At 32.8% G+C, this 16,476-nt stretch carries 16 protein-coding genes and 1 pseudogene; 11 read left to right on the plus strand and 6 right to left on the minus strand.

What is annotated here, in order from left to right:
• The first annotated feature begins 58 nt into the window (after window positions 1–58).
• The 4 genes and pseudogenes from R3L15_RS11370 (at window position 59) to R3L15_RS11385 (ending at window position 3,534) form a co-directional block, all read left to right on the plus strand.
• Window positions 59–1,531, plus strand: coding sequence for an oleate hydratase (locus R3L15_RS11370; RefSeq protein ID WP_338731806.1), 1,473 nt, complete (start codon window positions 59–61; stop codon window positions 1,529–1,531).
• A pseudogene (locus R3L15_RS11375) lies at window positions 1,528–2,351 on the plus strand (phytoene/squalene synthase family protein). Before R3L15_RS11370 ends, R3L15_RS11375 begins: the two are co-directional and overlap by 4 nt.
• Before the next feature lie 27 nt (window positions 2,352–2,378).
• Window positions 2,379–2,834 (plus strand): carotene hydroxylase, encoded by a 456-nt coding sequence (locus R3L15_RS11380; RefSeq protein WP_338731807.1) that lies wholly within the window; start codon window positions 2,379–2,381, stop codon window positions 2,832–2,834.
• Between the two features lie 4 nt (window positions 2,835–2,838).
• Window positions 2,839–3,534, plus strand: a complete 696-nt coding sequence (locus R3L15_RS11385; RefSeq protein WP_338731809.1) for a lycopene cyclase domain-containing protein — start codon at window positions 2,839–2,841, stop codon at window positions 3,532–3,534.
• A gap of 29 nt (window positions 3,535–3,563) precedes the next feature.
• Here R3L15_RS11385 and clpX read toward each other — a convergent pair whose 3' ends face one another.
• The 6 genes from clpX to R3L15_RS11415 form a co-directional block, all read right to left on the minus strand.
• Window positions 3,564–4,796: an ATP-dependent Clp protease ATP-binding subunit ClpX gene (gene clpX, locus R3L15_RS11390; RefSeq protein ID WP_338731810.1), complete on the minus strand. Its 1,233-nt coding sequence runs from the start codon at window positions 4,794–4,796 to the stop codon at window positions 3,564–3,566.
• 26 nt (window positions 4,797–4,822) lie between these two features.
• Window positions 4,823–5,497: an ATP-dependent Clp endopeptidase proteolytic subunit ClpP gene (clpP, locus tag R3L15_RS11395; RefSeq protein ID WP_338731811.1), complete on the minus strand. Its 675-nt coding sequence runs from the start codon at window positions 5,495–5,497 to the stop codon at window positions 4,823–4,825.
• A gap of 100 nt (window positions 5,498–5,597) precedes the next feature.
• On the minus strand, window positions 5,598–6,926 hold the full coding sequence (gene tig, locus R3L15_RS11400) for a trigger factor (RefSeq protein WP_338731812.1): 1,329 nt from the start codon (window positions 6,924–6,926) through the stop codon (window positions 5,598–5,600).
• Between the two features lie 109 nt (window positions 6,927–7,035).
• Complete coding sequence (locus R3L15_RS11405; protein WP_338731813.1) at window positions 7,036–7,383, minus strand: phage holin family protein; 348 nt, start codon at window positions 7,381–7,383, stop codon at window positions 7,036–7,038.
• A gap of 28 nt (window positions 7,384–7,411) precedes the next feature.
• Window positions 7,412–8,176, minus strand: a complete 765-nt coding sequence (locus R3L15_RS11410) for an alpha/beta fold hydrolase (protein WP_338731814.1) — start codon at window positions 8,174–8,176, stop codon at window positions 7,412–7,414.
• Window positions 8,177–8,890, minus strand: a complete 714-nt coding sequence (locus R3L15_RS11415; protein WP_338731815.1) for a pyridoxine 5'-phosphate synthase — start codon at window positions 8,888–8,890, stop codon at window positions 8,177–8,179.
• Window positions 8,891–8,982: 92 nt separating this feature from the next.
• Between R3L15_RS11415 and R3L15_RS11420 the strand changes: the two genes are divergently transcribed.
• The 7 genes from R3L15_RS11420 to R3L15_RS11450 all read left to right on the plus strand — a co-directional run bounded on the left by R3L15_RS11420 (window position 8,983) and on the right by R3L15_RS11450 (window position 16,428).
• Entirely contained in the window at window positions 8,983–9,642 is a 660-nt protein-coding gene (locus R3L15_RS11420) for an acetoin utilization protein acuB (RefSeq protein WP_338731816.1), read from the plus strand.
• Window positions 9,643–9,644: 2 nt separating this feature from the next.
• On the plus strand, window positions 9,645–10,529 hold the full coding sequence (locus R3L15_RS11425; protein ID WP_338731817.1) for an NAD kinase: 885 nt from the start codon (window positions 9,645–9,647) through the stop codon (window positions 10,527–10,529).
• 99 nt (window positions 10,530–10,628) lie between these two features.
• Window positions 10,629–11,318, plus strand: a complete 690-nt coding sequence (locus R3L15_RS11430) for a DUF6089 family protein (RefSeq protein ID WP_338731819.1) — start codon at window positions 10,629–10,631, stop codon at window positions 11,316–11,318.
• A 1-nt stretch (window position 11,319) separates the two neighbouring features.
• Window positions 11,320–12,060, plus strand: a complete 741-nt coding sequence (locus R3L15_RS11435; protein ID WP_338731820.1) for an isoprenyl transferase — start codon at window positions 11,320–11,322, stop codon at window positions 12,058–12,060.
• The gene (gene bamA, locus R3L15_RS11440; RefSeq protein WP_338731821.1) at window positions 11,993–14,668 is read left to right on the plus strand and encodes an outer membrane protein assembly factor BamA; all 2,676 of its coding nucleotides are present in this window, start codon (window positions 11,993–11,995) and stop codon (window positions 14,666–14,668) included. The genes R3L15_RS11435 and bamA overlap by 68 nt, the downstream gene beginning before the upstream one ends.
• Window positions 14,669–14,844: 176 nt before the next feature.
• Window positions 14,845–15,870, plus strand: coding sequence for an OmpH family outer membrane protein (locus R3L15_RS11445; protein ID WP_338731822.1), 1,026 nt, complete (start codon window positions 14,845–14,847; stop codon window positions 15,868–15,870).
• Between the two features lie 48 nt (window positions 15,871–15,918).
• On the plus strand, window positions 15,919–16,428 hold the full coding sequence (locus tag R3L15_RS11450; RefSeq protein WP_338731823.1) for an OmpH family outer membrane protein: 510 nt from the start codon (window positions 15,919–15,921) through the stop codon (window positions 16,426–16,428).
• Window positions 16,429–16,476 lie beyond the last annotated feature (48 nt).

Below are 16,476 nucleotides of genomic sequence, written 5' to 3' on the forward strand. Positions count from 1 at the left end.
TTAGCAACAATAAACCAGTAGCAAAAAAAGCTACTGGTTTATTTAAAAGGTGCTCTAAATGAATTCAAAAAAAATTATTGTCATAGGATCAGGATTTTCATCGCTTTCTGCGGCTTGTTACTTAGCAAAAGAAGGCCATAAAGTGACTATACTTGAAAAAAACAGGACGGTTGGCGGACGTGCAAGACAATTAAAAAAAGAAGGATTTACTTTTGATATTGGTCCAACTTTTTATTGGATGCCTGATGTTTTTGAGCGTTTTTTTAACGATTTCAACTCAACTACTTCAGATTATTACACCTTAAACAAACTACACCCTGCTTATAAAATTTATTTCGGAAGGAAAGATTTTATAAGTATCTCTGAAAATTTTGAAGACATTAAACAAACCTTTGAAAGCATTGAAAAAGGAAGTAGTGAAAAATTACAACAATTTATTAATAAAGCTGAGGCAAATTATAATATCGCCATAAAGGACTTAGTTTATAAACCAGGCGAAAATCTTTTTGAAATTATTAATAACAAAACCATTTTTAAGTTACATGAATTTATTTCAACGATTTCAAAGCAAGTTTCTAAATCCTTTAAAAATAAAAAGCTAAGAAAAACCTTAGAGTTTCCTGTATTATTTCTTGGTGCCAAACCAGATAACACACCATCTTTTTACAATTTTATGAATTATGCCGATTTTAAACTAGGCACTTGGCACCCTAAAGGTGGTATGTATAAGGTTGTTGAAGGTATAAACATATTGGCAAAAAGTCTAGATATTACTATTCACACTAATTGTGAAGTTAGCGAAATTATAACCAAAAATGATCGCTCAGTCACAGGAGTAGACACAAATTTGTGTTACATGGATTGTGACATTTTACTAAGTGGTGCCGACTATCATCATACCGAAACCTTACTACCAAACCATTTAAGACAATACTCAGAAAATTATTGGAACAACAAAACATTTGCGCCATCGGCGTTACTATTTTATGTGGGCATAAATAAAAAGCTAAGTCAGGCATCTCATCACACTTTATTTTTTGATACCGATTTTGAAACTCATGCCAAAACCATTTACGATACTAAAGAATGGGCTAAAAAACCGTTGTTTTATGCTAGTTTTCCAAGTGTAACAGATGAAACCATTGCGCCTAAAAACAAAGAAGCTGCTATTTTCTTAATTCCAATTGCTCCAGATATTAAGGACACACCTGAAATTAGAGAAACCTATTTTAAACAATTAATCGATCGTCTTGAAAACATCACTGGAGAATCTATTAAAGACCATATTCTTTTTCATGAATCGTATTGTGTAAGCGATTTTAAACAAGACTACAACTCCTATAAAGGCAATGCCTACGGACTAGCAAACACGTTAATGCAAACCCATATTCTTAGGCCTAAACTAAAAAGTAAAAAACTAAACAATCTTTATTTCTGTGGGCAATTAACTGTTCCTGGACCAGGAGTTCCTCCATCTTTAATTTCGGGTAAAATTGTTAGTGATTTAATTAATAAATATCATACATCATGAAAGCCTTATTCGACTCCTCTAGTTTAAAATGCAGTGAAATTATCACTAAAACTTATAGCACGTCATTCTCTTTAGGTATTAAACTATTTGCGCCTTCCATTAGACCTGCGATTTATGCTATTTACGGTTTTGTTCGTTATGCCGATGAAATTGTAGATTCGTTTAACGACTATAATCAAGAGCGTCTTTTTAAAGATTTTGTTCATGATTACCACAAAGCACTTGAACATAAAATTAGCCTAAACCCTATTATTAATGCGTTTCAAGAGGTCGTGCATAAATATAAATTACACACTTATGCCGAGGACTTTCTAAAACGTATGGAAGCCGATTTAACGGTTTCTAACTATACGACTAAAGAAGATTATGAGAATTACATTTATGGCTCTGCCGATGTGGTTGGCCTTATGTGCTTAAGGGTTTTTGTAAATAATGACGACATTAAGTTTAACGATTTAAAGCAATCGGCTAAACATTTAGGCTCAGCATTTCAAAAGGTTAATTTTTTGAGAGATTTTAAAGATGATACCGAAAAACTTGGCCGATCGTATTTTCCTAACCTTCAAAATAACACTTTAAATAACCTAAGCAAACAAGAGATTATAAATGACATAAAGTTCGATTTTAACGAAGCTTATAAAGGCATTATTCAATTACCAATAGAAAGCAGACTTGGCGTTTATATTGCTTATAGATATTATTTAAAGCTATTAATACCGATTCTAAGCTTATAGCAAACAAACGCATACGTGTTTCTAACGGTATTAAACTATTTATTCTTACAAAATCGTACATACGCTATAAACTTCATGCGTTTTAAAATCACTGTTAATTCTTAAATTTAATTATGTCTATTTTTATTTATATCGTAATAACCATTGCAACATTTATAACCATGGAAGCTATAACTTGGCTAACCCACAAGCATATTATGCATGGATTTTTATGGTATTTACACAAAGACCATCATCAACCAAAATACGCTCACACCTTCGAAAAGAATGATGCCTTTTTTGTAATTTTTGCCATACCTAGCATACTACTATTTTATTTTGGGTTAGTCCCTAATTTAAATGTGTTGTTTTTTATTGGTTTAGGCATTCTTTGCTATGGTATTGCTTATTTTTTAATTCACGATGTACTTATTCACCAACGCTTTAAATGGTTTAAACACACCAAAAACAAATTTCTTTTAGGATTAAGAAAAGCCCATAAAATACACCATAAACATTTAGGAAAGGAAGATGGCGAATGCTTTGGTATGTTGTATGTTCCTAAAAAATATCATAAGCAATACAAGTGATTACATGAAACCTCTTATTTATTTACTGGTAAACTTGGGATGTATTTCTATTCCGTTACTAGCTAGTTTTTACCCTAAACATGCCTTTTATAAAAATTGGCGTTATTTTTTTAGTGCTAATATTTTAATAACAATAATATTTGTTGTTTGGGATATTATTTTCACTAAAATAGGCGTATGGGGATTTAACCAAACATACTTAACAGGATTTTACATTTGTAATTTACCTATTGAAGAACTCCTTTTTTTTGTTTGTATTCCTTTTGCTTGTGTATTTAGTTACTTTGCCTTTAAATATCTTATTAAAAACAACCCTTTAGAGAAAATTCAACGAGCTGTTACCTATATTTTAATTGTTGTTTTTCTAATAATCGCTTTACTTAATTACAACAAACTATATACTAGCACGACCTGTTTTCTTACAAGTTTATATTTAACTCTTTTGGCTGTAAGGAAGGTGAATTTATCTTATTACTACTTAAGTTATATTTTTATTTTACCCTTTTTCTTTGTGAGTAATGGTATTTTAACGGGTAGCTTTTTTGTTGAACCTATTGTTTGGTATAATGATGCCGAAAATTTAGGTGTTAGAATAAGTAACATCCCTATTGAAGATAGCATTTACGGCTTACTTTTAATTTTTATAAACATACATTTATATAAGTACTTTAAAACAAAAAGTCTACTTAAAATTAAGTAGACTTTTTTGATCTTTTATTTTCATCAACCTTAAGATACCGCTTTTAATTTTTTTAGCGTGGTCTTGGTTAATTTATCCTCGGCGTAAGCTTTAGTAACTTTTAAAGTTTTTTCGTCACTTCCTGGAAGCTCAAACATGGCATCAGTTAGAATCTCCTCACATAATGAACGAAGCCCTCTAGCGCCAAGTTTATACTCAATGGCCTTATGGACAATAAAATCTAGTGCACCATCGGTAATACTGAATTCAATATCATCCATTTCAAACAGTTTTTTATACTGCTTTATGATAGCGTTTTTAGGCTCGGTTAAAATAGCTCTAAGGGTTTTATCATCTAAAGGATTCATGTGAGTTAACACAGGTAAACGTCCTATTATTTCAGGAATTAAACCAAAGTCTTTTAAATCTTTAGGAATAATGTATTGTAGCAAGTTTTCTTGATCAATAACTTCTTCCGATTTTGAAGCGCTATAACCAACGGCTTGCATATTTAAACGCTTAGATATTACTTTATCAATACCATCAAAAGCACCTCCAGCAATAAATAAAATATTCTCTGTGTTTACTTCAATAAATTTTTGGTCTGGGTGTTTTCGTCCGCCTTTTGGTGGTACATTTACCGTAGTTCCTTCTAATAGCTTTAAAAGTGCCTGCTGAACCCCTTCTCCAGAAACATCTCGTGTAATAGATGGATTATCACTTTTACGTGCAATTTTATCAATCTCATCAATAAACACAATTCCTTTTTGTGCTTTGTCTAAGTTATAATCTGCTGCTTGTAATAATCTAGTTAAAATACTTTCAACATCTTCGCCTACATAACCGGCTTCGGTTAACACTGTAGCATCAACTATAGCTAAAGGCACATTAAGCATTTTAGCGATGGTTTTTGCCATTAAGGTTTTACCTGTTCCTGTTTGTCCCACCATAACGATATTACTCTTTTGGATTTCAATATCGTCATCGGAAGGTTGTTGCAGTAATCTTTTGTAGTGATTGTACACTGCAACCGACATGATTTTTTTGGTTGTTTCTTGACCTATAATATATTCATCTAAGAATGTTTTTATTTTTTGCGGTTTGCGCAACATTAGCTCTGCACTAAGTTCACTGTTATCAGTTTGTTTAGATTCTTCTAAAACAATACCGTGTGCTTGTTCTATGCACCTATCGCAAATATGTGCGTCTAAGCCAGCTATTAACAGATTAGTTTCTGGCTTTTTTCTTCCGCAAAATGAACATTCTAATTCTTCCTTTGCCATAAAATCAATTTCTGGTTCTTTTAATATTAGTTACGCACTAAAATTTCGTCTATCATACCGTATTCTTTAGCCTTATCAGCTTTCATCCAGTAATCACGATCACTATCAGCATATACTTTGTCGTAGTCTTGGCCAGAGTGCTTACTAATAATTTTATATAATTCTTCTTTTAATGTTAAAATTTCACGAGCAGTAATTTCTATATCACTTGCTTGACCTTGCGCACCTCCTAGAGGTTGGTGAATCATAACTCGTGAATGTGTTAAACCGCTTCTTTTTCCTTGAGCTCCAGCACATAATAATACCGCACCCATTGATGCTGCCATACCTGTACAAATAGTAGCCACATCTGGTTTTATAAATTGCATGGTATCATAAATTCCAAGTCCCGCATAAACACTTCCGCCTGGCGAGTTTATGTAAATTTGAATGTCTTTAGAAGAGTCTGTACTCTCTAAAAACAACAACTGAGCCTGTACTATATTGGCCACTTGGTCGTTTATTCCTGTTCCTAGAAAGATAATACGATCCATCATTAAACGTGAAAACACGTCCATAGCCACAGCGTTCATTTGGCGTTCTTCAATAATATTTGGCGTTAATCCTACAGGATACATACTACTCATAATTTTGTTGTAGTATGTACTGCTAACACCTTGATCTTTTATAGCGAATTTTTCAAATTCTTTTGCGTAATTCATAGTCTTTATTGAGTTTTTTCTAAAATAAAAAAAAGCGTTGAAATGTTAAAAATTTCAACGCCTAAATATAAGCAATTATTCTTTCTCAAAGCGTTACGGATTATTTATCTCCGTAAACCTCTTTTACAAATGCGTCGTAAGTAACTTCTTTTGTTTTAAGATTAGATTTTTCTTTGTAAAGATCTAATAATTTTTGGCTAATGATTTGCTCTGAAATTCTTCTCGCTTCGTCTTGATTAGATAATACTCTAGCTGCAATATCGTCTAATTCCTTTTCAGAAGGATTCATTTGACCAAATTGTGCCATTTGAGCTTTTATCATTTGCTTGGCGTGATCTTTAATATCATCCATAGTTACTTTAATATCGTTATCGGTAATTAATTTACCTTCGATTAATTGGTAACGTAAGCTTTTTTCAGATTTTTCGTATTCTTCTTTAGCTTCGGTTTCATCAAGTTCTTTTTCTCCTGCTGTTTGCATCCATTTTTGTAAGAACTCTGCAGGTAAATCAAACTTCGTATTATCTACTAAATATTCTGTAATATCGTTTAGTAGTTTTTGGTCGGCTTGTTGCTTGAATTGTTTTTCAGCGTCTTCTTTAATTTTTTCTTTAAGTTCGGCAACACTGGTTACGGTACCTTTTCCAAAAAGTTTATCGAATAACTCCTGATCTAAATCGGCTAATTCACGTTCGTTTATTTCGGTTACAGTAAACGTTACGTCGATGTCTAAACCGTGAACCTCATCGTGAGTTAATTTTAATGCGTGCATTAATTCATGCTCATCGCTGTAAAGTCCTTTTGTTTTAAGCTCGATAACATCACCTACTTTAGCACCAATGAATTTCTTTTCGGTTGCTTTTCCTTTAAATTTATCTAAAGTTAAGGTTACGGTGTTTTCTATCTCGCGCTCTTCGTTTTTAAACGTTCCTGTTACTTCGCTATCTTTTTCTATAGTGTCTTGAGAGACTAACTTACCGTATTGTTTTTGGATGTTTTCAACTTGCTCGTTGATCATTTTATCATCTGCAACAATATTGTATTGTGTAATGGCTTTTTTAGGTTTAATATCTACATCAAATTCTGGTGCTAAACCTAATTCAAACTCAAAAGAAAGTTTTTCTGCATCCCAATCTAAATCGTCTTGTGGCTTTGGTAATGGTTGCCCTAAAACGTCTAGTTTTTCTTCGGTTAAATATTTGTTTAACGCATCTTGTAAAAGTTTGTTCACCTCATCTACTAATACGGCTTTTCCGTATTGTTTTTTCACCATTCCCATTGGCACATGACCTTTTCTAAAACCAGGTATGTTAGCCGTTCTTCTATAATCTGAAAGGATTTTTTCTACTTTATCGTTGTAGTCTTCTTTTTCAATATCAACTTTTACGACTGCATTTAATGCATCAATGTTTTCTCTTGTAATATTCATGCTCAAAAATTATGTGGCCTATTGGCGCTTCTATTTTAATTTAAAAAGGGATGCAAAAGTATAACTTTTTTTGCATCCCCACAAAGTTTTTAACGTATTGAAATTCAGCCTATTTTTCATCGTCTTTTAAAAGTGAATGTAGTATAGATTGCAATATGGATAATAAGATGCTAAAAAGGATAGCAATCCAAACGCTGCTTACCGAAAAGCCTTCTATTAATTTATCTGCAATAAGTATTATAAAAGCGTTGATAAACAATAGAAATATACCAAAAGTAACCACCGTTACTGGTAAGGTGAGTAATACTAAAATGGGTTTAACAAATAAGTTAAGAATTGCCAAAACTAAAGCTACTATAGTTGCTGTAAGATAGCTATCTACATTTACCCCGGAAAGTAGTTTAGATAAAAGCACAACGGCTAACGCATTAAGCAGTAATTTTAAAATTAATTTCATGTGTCTGTTTTTTTAATTCTCTAGAAAGTTAAGAAATAAATTTTATGACTTCGTTATAAAAGTCTTTCGGGTTTTCTGCATGTAACCAATGTCCCGCGTTTTCTATGGTTTTTATCTCTGCGTTAGGAAAATGAGAATGAATTAAACGTTCGTCTTGTGGTGAAATATATTCTGATTTATCGCCTCTTAAAAAAAGCGTATCTTTTTCAAATTTAACATGCATAGGTAAAGCTTCGCCTACTTCACCTACTTGATCTTTTAAAACGGGCAAATTGAGTCGTAAAGCTAATTGTCCTTTTTCTTTCCAATACAGATTTTTAAGTAAAAACTGTCGTATTCCAAAATCTGACACATAGCTTGATAGCGCATCATCGGCTTCTCTTCTATTTTCAATTTTGGAAAAGTCTAAATTTGATAGTCCTTCTAAAATTTTATCATGATGAATAGGGTAAAATCTAGGTGAAATATCGGCTACAATTAGTTTAGAAAGATATTCTGGGTAATCTACTGCAAACAACATAGCTGTTTTACCTCCCATAGAATGCCCTAATAAAATAATATCTTTTAAATCGTGATTATCGCAATAGGCTTTTAAGTCTTTAGCCATAACATCGTAATTAAACTCATTGCTATGAAAACTTCGACCATGATTTCTTTGATCTACTAAATGAACTTCGTAGCCATCCTTTGCTAAGTGTTTCGCATGAGTTTTCCAATTATCTCCCATGCCTAAAAAACCATGTAATATAACAAATGGCGTACCGGTTCCTAAAATATTTGAATGTAGTTGCATCTATTTTAATTTATTTAAATACATCTGTATAACATTCTCTACGCTTAAATATAAACTTTCTGAAATTAACGCATGTCCAATAGATACTTCTAATAATCCTGGGATATTCTCTTTAAAAAACTGAATGTTATCTAAAGATAAATCATGACCTGCATTTATGCCTAAACCTATTTCGTTAGCCAGTTTAGCGCAATCTACAAAAGGTTTTATGGCGTCTTTATTTCCTTGAGCATACTCGTGTGCATAACTCTCGGTATACAGTTCAATTCTATCAGTTCCCGTTGCTTTTGCACCTTCAATTTGCTTAACATCTGGATCTACAAAAATGGATGTTCTTATACCTTGTGCTTTAAACTCCTGTATTTTTTCAACTAAAAAATCTTTGTGCTTAATCGTATCCCATCCAGCATTACTTGTTATGGCGTCGACAGCATCTGGCACTAAGGTTACTTGAGTTGGTTTAATTTCAAGAACCATTTTGGTGAACTTATCTATAGGGTTTCCTTCAATGTTATATTCGGTATATACTTCAGGTTTTAAATCGCACGCATCTTTATATGTAATATGTCGTTCGTCTGGTCTAGGGTGAATAGTAACACCCTGCGCACCAAACACCTGAACATCTTTAGCAAATTGCACAACATTAGGCACATTACCGCCTCTAGAGTTTCTTAAAGTTGCTACTTTATTTATATTAACACTAAGTTTTGTCATTGTTGGTTATTTTATATGTACAAAAATACGAAGTAGACCACGCTTATTGTAGCAATTTTTAATTAATTTGCAAAAAGCACAAAAGCATTATCATGGATTTAAAAGAGTTTATTATTAACGACATAAAGCCATTTTCTGTAAATGATAAAGTAGGCGATGCGCAAGTATTGTTTAACCAGCTTACTTATTCACATATTCCTATAAAAAATAATTCAGACCAATATATTGGCTGTCTATCAGAAACCGATGTTCATTGCTTTGATAAAGACAAAAGCATTTCAGAATTCCTGCTATCTATTGAAAGTTTCTTTGTAAAAGAGAAAACTGTTTGGCTAGATGTTTTAGAAGCATTTGCACAAAACAGCACTAACATCATGCCTGTATTAAGCGACAACAATACGTATTTAGGATATTACGAATTAAATGATGTTATAAGCCTATTTAACGAAACACCTTTTTTTGCCGAAGCTGGAGGTATTTTAATAGTTGAAAAAGGGTTGAACGATTTTTCGTTTAGCGAAATAAGCCAGATTGTAGAATCTAACGACGGAAAATTATTAGGGGCTTTTATTTCAAAAATTGAAAACGACTTAGCACAAATAACCCTAAAAATAGGTAATACAGGGCTAAATGAAATCATGCAAACCTTTAGAAGGTATAGCTATAATGTGATTTCTGGACACGAAGAAGACACTTACTTAAAAAGCTTAAAAGAACGCTCAGAATATTTAAATAAATACCTAAACATATAATTATGAAAATAGCCCTATTTGGACAATTTTTCCATAAAAATGCCGAAGAGGCTATTGCCATCCTTTTAAATTATTTAGATGGTAAAAGCAATGATATTTATATTGAAGAGAATTTTCTAGATATAATTAATAAAAACCTAGATACAACCATAGACCTTAACGATTTTAAAACCTTTAAAACGTTAAACGACAGTTACCAATTATTAATTAGTATTGGTGGCGATGGCACCATATTAAGAGCCATTACCCATGTTAAAGATACAGGTGTTCCTATTGTTGGTATAAACACAGGACGTTTAGGATTTTTGGCAACTATTCAAAATGAAAATATCACACATGCTATGGATGATATTTTTAATGGTAACTATAAAATCTCTAAAAGAAGTCTGCTTGAAATTAAAACCACTCCCAAACACCAAAACCTTACAGAACTCAACTTTGCCTTAAACGAAATTGCCATAAGCCGCAAGAATACCACCTCTATGATTACGGTTTCAACCAAACTTGATGGCGAATACTTAACTTCATATTGGAGCGATGGCTTAATTGTCTCCACACCAACAGGATCTACAGGATACTCCTTAAGTTGTGGCGGCCCCGTTATTGCACCAGATGCCGAAAGTTTTGTGCTCACCCCCATTGCACCACATAACCTAAACGCTAGGCCACTTGTTATAACCGACACTACAGAAATTGAACTAAAAGTAGACGGACGAGAAAACGAATACCTTGTCTCTCTTGATTCTAGAATTGCAACACTTCAAAACAATGCTATAATTTCTATAAAAAAAGCGCCTTTTAAAATTAAAATGATTGAACTTGCTACCGAAAGTTTCTTAGACACCTTAAGAAAAAAGCTGCTTTGGGGAGAAGATAAGCGTAATTAGGCAATAAATTGTATGAAATATTGTTTTAAGCTAATACTATTTCAATCAAATTGTTATAGGCTAATCATATTTATTATATTTGCAAACTTTTGAAGACATATGAGGTATTTAACCATAATCATATTATTTGTTTTTTCATACCAAAACACCATTTCTCAAACACACGAAATAGGTGTTTTTGTTGGTGGCAGTAATTTTATTGGCGATGTTGGTGCTACAACACATATTTCCCCAAACAGCCCTGCCTTTGGCGGTATATATAAATGGAATAGAAGCCCACGACATTCGTTTAGGTTTTCATTATTGTATTCTAAATTAGAAGCAAACGATTTAGATAGCGACGACCCAAGAAGAATTGAAAGAGGTTACGAGTTTGAAAATGACATTATAGAAGCCTCTCTAGGTCTAGAATTTACCTTTTTCGATTTTAACCTACACGATGGAAGAGATAAATTTACCCCCTACTTATACACAGGAATTTCTGTAGCACATCATGATAATTTCTTCTTTAACAACCAAGGAAAGAAAGTAATGGAAGACACCTCCAGTCTTGCCTACGGTATCCCTATGACATTAGGTGTAAAAGCAAAATTTATCGAACATATTGTTATTGGATTTGAAATTGGTGCCAGATACACGTTCTCCGACGAATTCGATGGTAGCGTCCCTGACTTTAACAACGAAAGCCCTTTAGCATTTGGGAATACTAATAATAATGACTGGTATGTTTTCACAGGCCTAACACTCACCTATACCTTTGGCCGCAAACCTTGTTACTGCGTATTTTAATATGAATTTAAAGTCACAAATACATACAAATAAGTTACCAAAGCACCTTGCCATTATTATGGATGGCAACGGCCGATGGGCAAAACAAAAAGGTTTCGTTAGAATGATTGGCCATGAAAATGGCACTAAATCTGTTCGTCAAACAGTAGAAGCCTGTGCCGAGTTAGGCATAGAGAACCTAACTCTATATGCATTTTCCACCGAAAACTGGAACCGCCCCAAACTAGAAGTACAAACCCTAATGAAACTTCTAGTTTCCTCTTTAAAAAAGGAAATAAAAACATTACAAGAAAACAATATAAAACTCAAGGCAATTGGTAATTTAAAAGAATTACCAAAAAAAGTATATAACGAATTAGATTACGTTATTAACGAAACAGAAAACAATAATAGAATGACCTTAACTCTAGCATTAAGCTATGGTTCAAGGGAAGAACTCTTAAATTGTGTTAGAAACATTAGCCTTAAAGTTAAAAATAATATAATTTCTCCAGAAAAAATTGATGAATCGGTTATAAATGAGCATCTTTACACGCAAAATTTGCCAGACGTCGATTTGCTTATTAGAACAAGTGGAGAGCAAAGAATTAGCAATTTTTTATTATGGCAAATAGCTTATGCCGAATTGTATTTTACAAATGTACTTTGGCCAGATTTTACAAAGCAACATTTATATGAAGCAATTATTGAATACCAAAATAGAGAACGACGCTTTGGGAAAACCAGCGAGCAAATCAGTTAATATTACATCATTGAAAACACTATTACCTCTACTTACATTAATATCCTCATTATTTATTTTTCAACATGCTTCGGCACAAGAAGCTAATTACGATAATGGAAAAAAATACACCATAGAAGAAATTACTGTAGCTGGCGAAACCAGTTTTAGTGAGCAAACCATTATCTCCTTTTCCGAATTACGTAAAGGACAACAAATAATGATGCCTGGAAAAGAAATAAGTCGTGCCATAAAAAAACTATGGAACTCCAACTTATTTAATAATATTGAAATTTATGCTAAAGACATTCAAGGCGACAAGGCATTTCTTGAAATAAGATTAAGCGACCTTCCAGAATTAAATAATGTACAGATTTCTGGAATAAGAAAAGGTAAAAAAGATAAAGTTATTGAGGAAAACAAGCTTAATAAAGGTGTAAAGGTTACCGAAAACCTTATTACAACAACAAAAAACTACCTCGTTAACAAATACCAAAAAGACGGTTATCTTAACTCTAAGGTTACAATAAGCACTAGAGAGGTACAGGATTCTATTCAAAAAGCTCGAGTAGACATGTCTATTTTTATTGATAAGGGCAAAAAAGTTAAAGTAAAAGATATTGTATTTACAGGCAACGAAGTTATTACAGACCGTAAGCTTCGAAAAGCCATGAAAAATACAAAAAAGAAAAAAATTTACAGGCTATTTAAACGCTCTAAATATATTGAAGCTGACTACGAAGAAGACTTAAAAAGTGTTATCGATAAATTTAAAGAAAATGGTTATCGAGATGCAAGAATTATTTCGGATAGTTTAGAAATTATAAATAAGAAAAACATCGCTCTACATATTGAGGTTGAAGAAGGTGAATTATACACCTTTGGCGATATAGACTTTATAGGTAACACGGTTTATTCCGATGAATATTTAAAACGAATTTTAAGAATTAACAAAGGTGATACATATAATGGCGTTTTATTAGATAAACGTATCGCTGATGACACAAAACCAGACGCCTTAGACATCACTAACCTATACCAAAACAATGGGTATTTATTCTCTACTATTAACCCTGTTGAAGTTAGCGCTGAAGGTAATGTTATAGATTTAGAAATTCGTATTTCTGAAGGAAAGCCTGTTCATTTTAACAACATTACAGTTGTAGGCAACGAAGTAACAAACGACCATGTTATTTACAGAGAGCTTCACACTAGACCAGGACAACTTTACAGTAAATCTAACGTAGTTAGAACCATACGCCAGTTAAGTCAATTAGGCTTTTTTGATGCACAACAAGTTGGAACAAACTTTTTAAACCCTAAACCTAACGAAGGAACCATCGATTTAGAATATTCGCTTGTCGAAACAGGATCTAGCCAAATAGAACTACAAGGTGGTTACGGTGGCGGTGGATTTATAGGTACACTAGGATTATCGTTTAACAATTTCTCATTAAGAAATCTCTTTAATCTAGACGCTTACAAACCCGTACCAAGAGGTGATGGACAAAAACTATCGTTAAGATTACAAGCCAGTCAATTCTTTCAAACGTATAGTTTCTCGTTTACAGAACCTTGGTTAGGCGGTAAAAAACCTGTTCAATTTTCAACATCGTTATCACATACCAAGCAATTTTTATACGATTATACTACAGGAAAAGCAGACAGAGATAAACGCTTTAATATTACAGGTATTACGGTAGGATTAGCCAAACGTTTAACCGTACCAGACGATTATTTTACACTGTCTCAAGCCTTAACATTCCAGCATTATAATTTAAAAAACTATAACACAGGGCTATTTACCTTTGGTGATGGTTATTCAAACAACCTTGCATATACTATTGGACTAACACGAAATAATACGGCTGTTGACCCTATTTACCCTGTACGAGGTTCTAATTTTTCTGCGAGTGTTAAACTTACTTTGCCATATTCATTATTTAATAATGTAGACTACAAAGCATTAAGCGATGAACGCGATGAGCTTTCAGAGTTTGTTAGCGATGCAAATAACCCTGTAGACGATAGAACTGATGCTAATAACCGTATTGCCGAAATAGATCAAGAACGCTTTAAATGGTTAGAATTTTATAAAATTAAGTTTAAAGCAGACTGGTACACAGAATTAGCTAAAAACTTAGTTTTAAGACCAAGTCTTGAATTTGGTTTCCTTGGAGCCTATAATCATAACCGTGGTATTATTCCTTTTGAAAGATTTTTCCTTGGAGGAGACGGGTTAGGTTCTTACAGTTTAGATGGTAGAGAAGCTATTGCCTTACGTGGTTACCCAAATCAATCTATACAACCAATGGATCAATTTGGAAATATAAGTAACGATGGAGGAACCATATATAACAAATTCTCTTTAGAATTACGTTACCCTATAACCTTAAAACAATCGGCTAAAATTTATGTTCTAGGGTTTATGGAAGGCGGAATTGCTTATAACAATTTTCAAGATTACAACCCTTTTGATTTAAAACGTTCGGCTGGTTTAGGGCTACGCCTTTTCATGCCTGCCTTTGGTTTATTAGGTATCGATTTTGGTCATGGATTTGACCCTGTACCAGGATCTACAACTAAAAACGGATGGGAAACACACTTTATTATTGGTCAACAATTTTAATTTGGCACGATATTTTCTATATCCTTTTTGATTATTTAAACCATGAATTGAAATTTTTCAAGTTAAATTTCGTTAATTTTGGAAAGTTAAATTCAAAAAATTGGCAAAAAAACTAAATAATCTATTGTCATTTTTTAAATTTTATGATCGTAATAAATCATTAAAATATGATACAAATGAAAATTAAAGTTCTTTTTTTATTGACATTGTTTTCTTTGATAGGTATATCTCATTCTCACGCGCAAAGAGGCATTAGAATAGGCTATATAGATACCGAATACATTTTAGAGAACGTTCCAGAATACCAAGAAGCGACAGCACAACTGGAAAGTAAAGTACAAAAATGGAAAGGTGAAATAGAAAGCCAGTTAAGCACTATTGAACAAAAGAGGAAAGACTTAAGCAATGAAAAACCTTTTTTAACCAAAGAGCTTATCGAAGAAAGAGAAGAAGATATAACTTTTGAAGAACAAGAAATATTAGATTATCAACAAAAGCGATTTGGCCCAAATGGCGATTTAATTATTCAAAAGCAACAGCTTATAAAGCCTATTCAAGATCAAATATTTACTGCTGTTCAGGACATGGCTAAAAAAAGAAAATATGATTTTGTTTTTGATAAATCGGCAGATGTGGTTATGCTTTATTCGGCAGAACGTTACGATTTTAGCGACGAAGTTATAAGAAGCATTACAAGAAGCGCCAAACGTAAACAAGCGCAATCTAGAGCAGAAAAGCGTCAAGCAAAACAAGAAGAAGTGCTTCCTGAGATTAATGAAGAACGTGAAGCTAAAGAAAAAGCTGCAGAAGAAAGACGCCAAGAAATACTAGACGAACGTGCCGCAAGAAAAGAAGCTATCCAAAAAAGAAGAGATAGTATTATTGCCGCAAGACAAGCCGCAAGAGAAGCGAAGCTTAAAGAAAGACAACAAGCTACAAAAGACAACGTTTCGGAAGGTGAAGATGCTTCTGAAAACAAAACAGACGCTAATAATAATAATAACAATGAAGGCGAAAAAACAAGAGAGCAAATTCTTGAAGAACGTCGCCAGAAAAAGTTAGAAGATCGCGCTAGAAGAAAACAAGAACTAGAAGAACGTAGACAACGCATATTAGCAGAAAGACAAAAAGCTAAAGAAGAGCGAGAAAAAGAACGTCAAGAACAAGAAAATAACGATAACGAAGACGAGCAAGAAAACTAAATTTTAACAATTAATTTATAACACAAACACACATTAATACTATTACAAATGAAAAATTTTAAAACCTTATTTTTTACAGCAGCATTATTTATTGGAATGATGGGATTTGCACAAGCGCAAAGTAAAGTTGCTCACATAAGCACTCAAGAATTAATTTCTGCAATGCCTGAAACTAAAGCTGCTGAAGCTGAAATTGAAAAACTTGGAAAAACTTATGAAGCAGATATTCAATCCATGATTACAGAATATCAAAATAAAGCTAAACAATACGAATCTGAAGTTGACACAAAAACTGATGAAGAAAATCAAAAACGTGGTTTAGAGCTTCAAACTATGCAACAAAATATTCAACAGTACAGAGGTACAGCGCAACAAGAAATGCAAAAGAAAGAACTTGATTTATTAAAGCCAATTACAGAAAGAGCTAAAGCCGCTATTTTAAAAGTAGCAAGAGCACAAGGTTTCGACTATGTATTAGACTCTTCTCAAGGTAGTGGTGTAATCATGTCTGACGGTAAGAACCTTTTAGATGACGTTAAAAAAGAACTTGGTTTCTAAATAACACATAAGTTTAATAAAACATTTAAAAGCTGCTTATCTATTAAG

Source organism: Mangrovimonas cancribranchiae, from assembly GCF_037126245.1.
GTDB classification, from domain to species: Bacteria; Bacteroidota; Bacteroidia; order Flavobacteriales; family Flavobacteriaceae; genus Mangrovimonas; species Mangrovimonas cancribranchiae.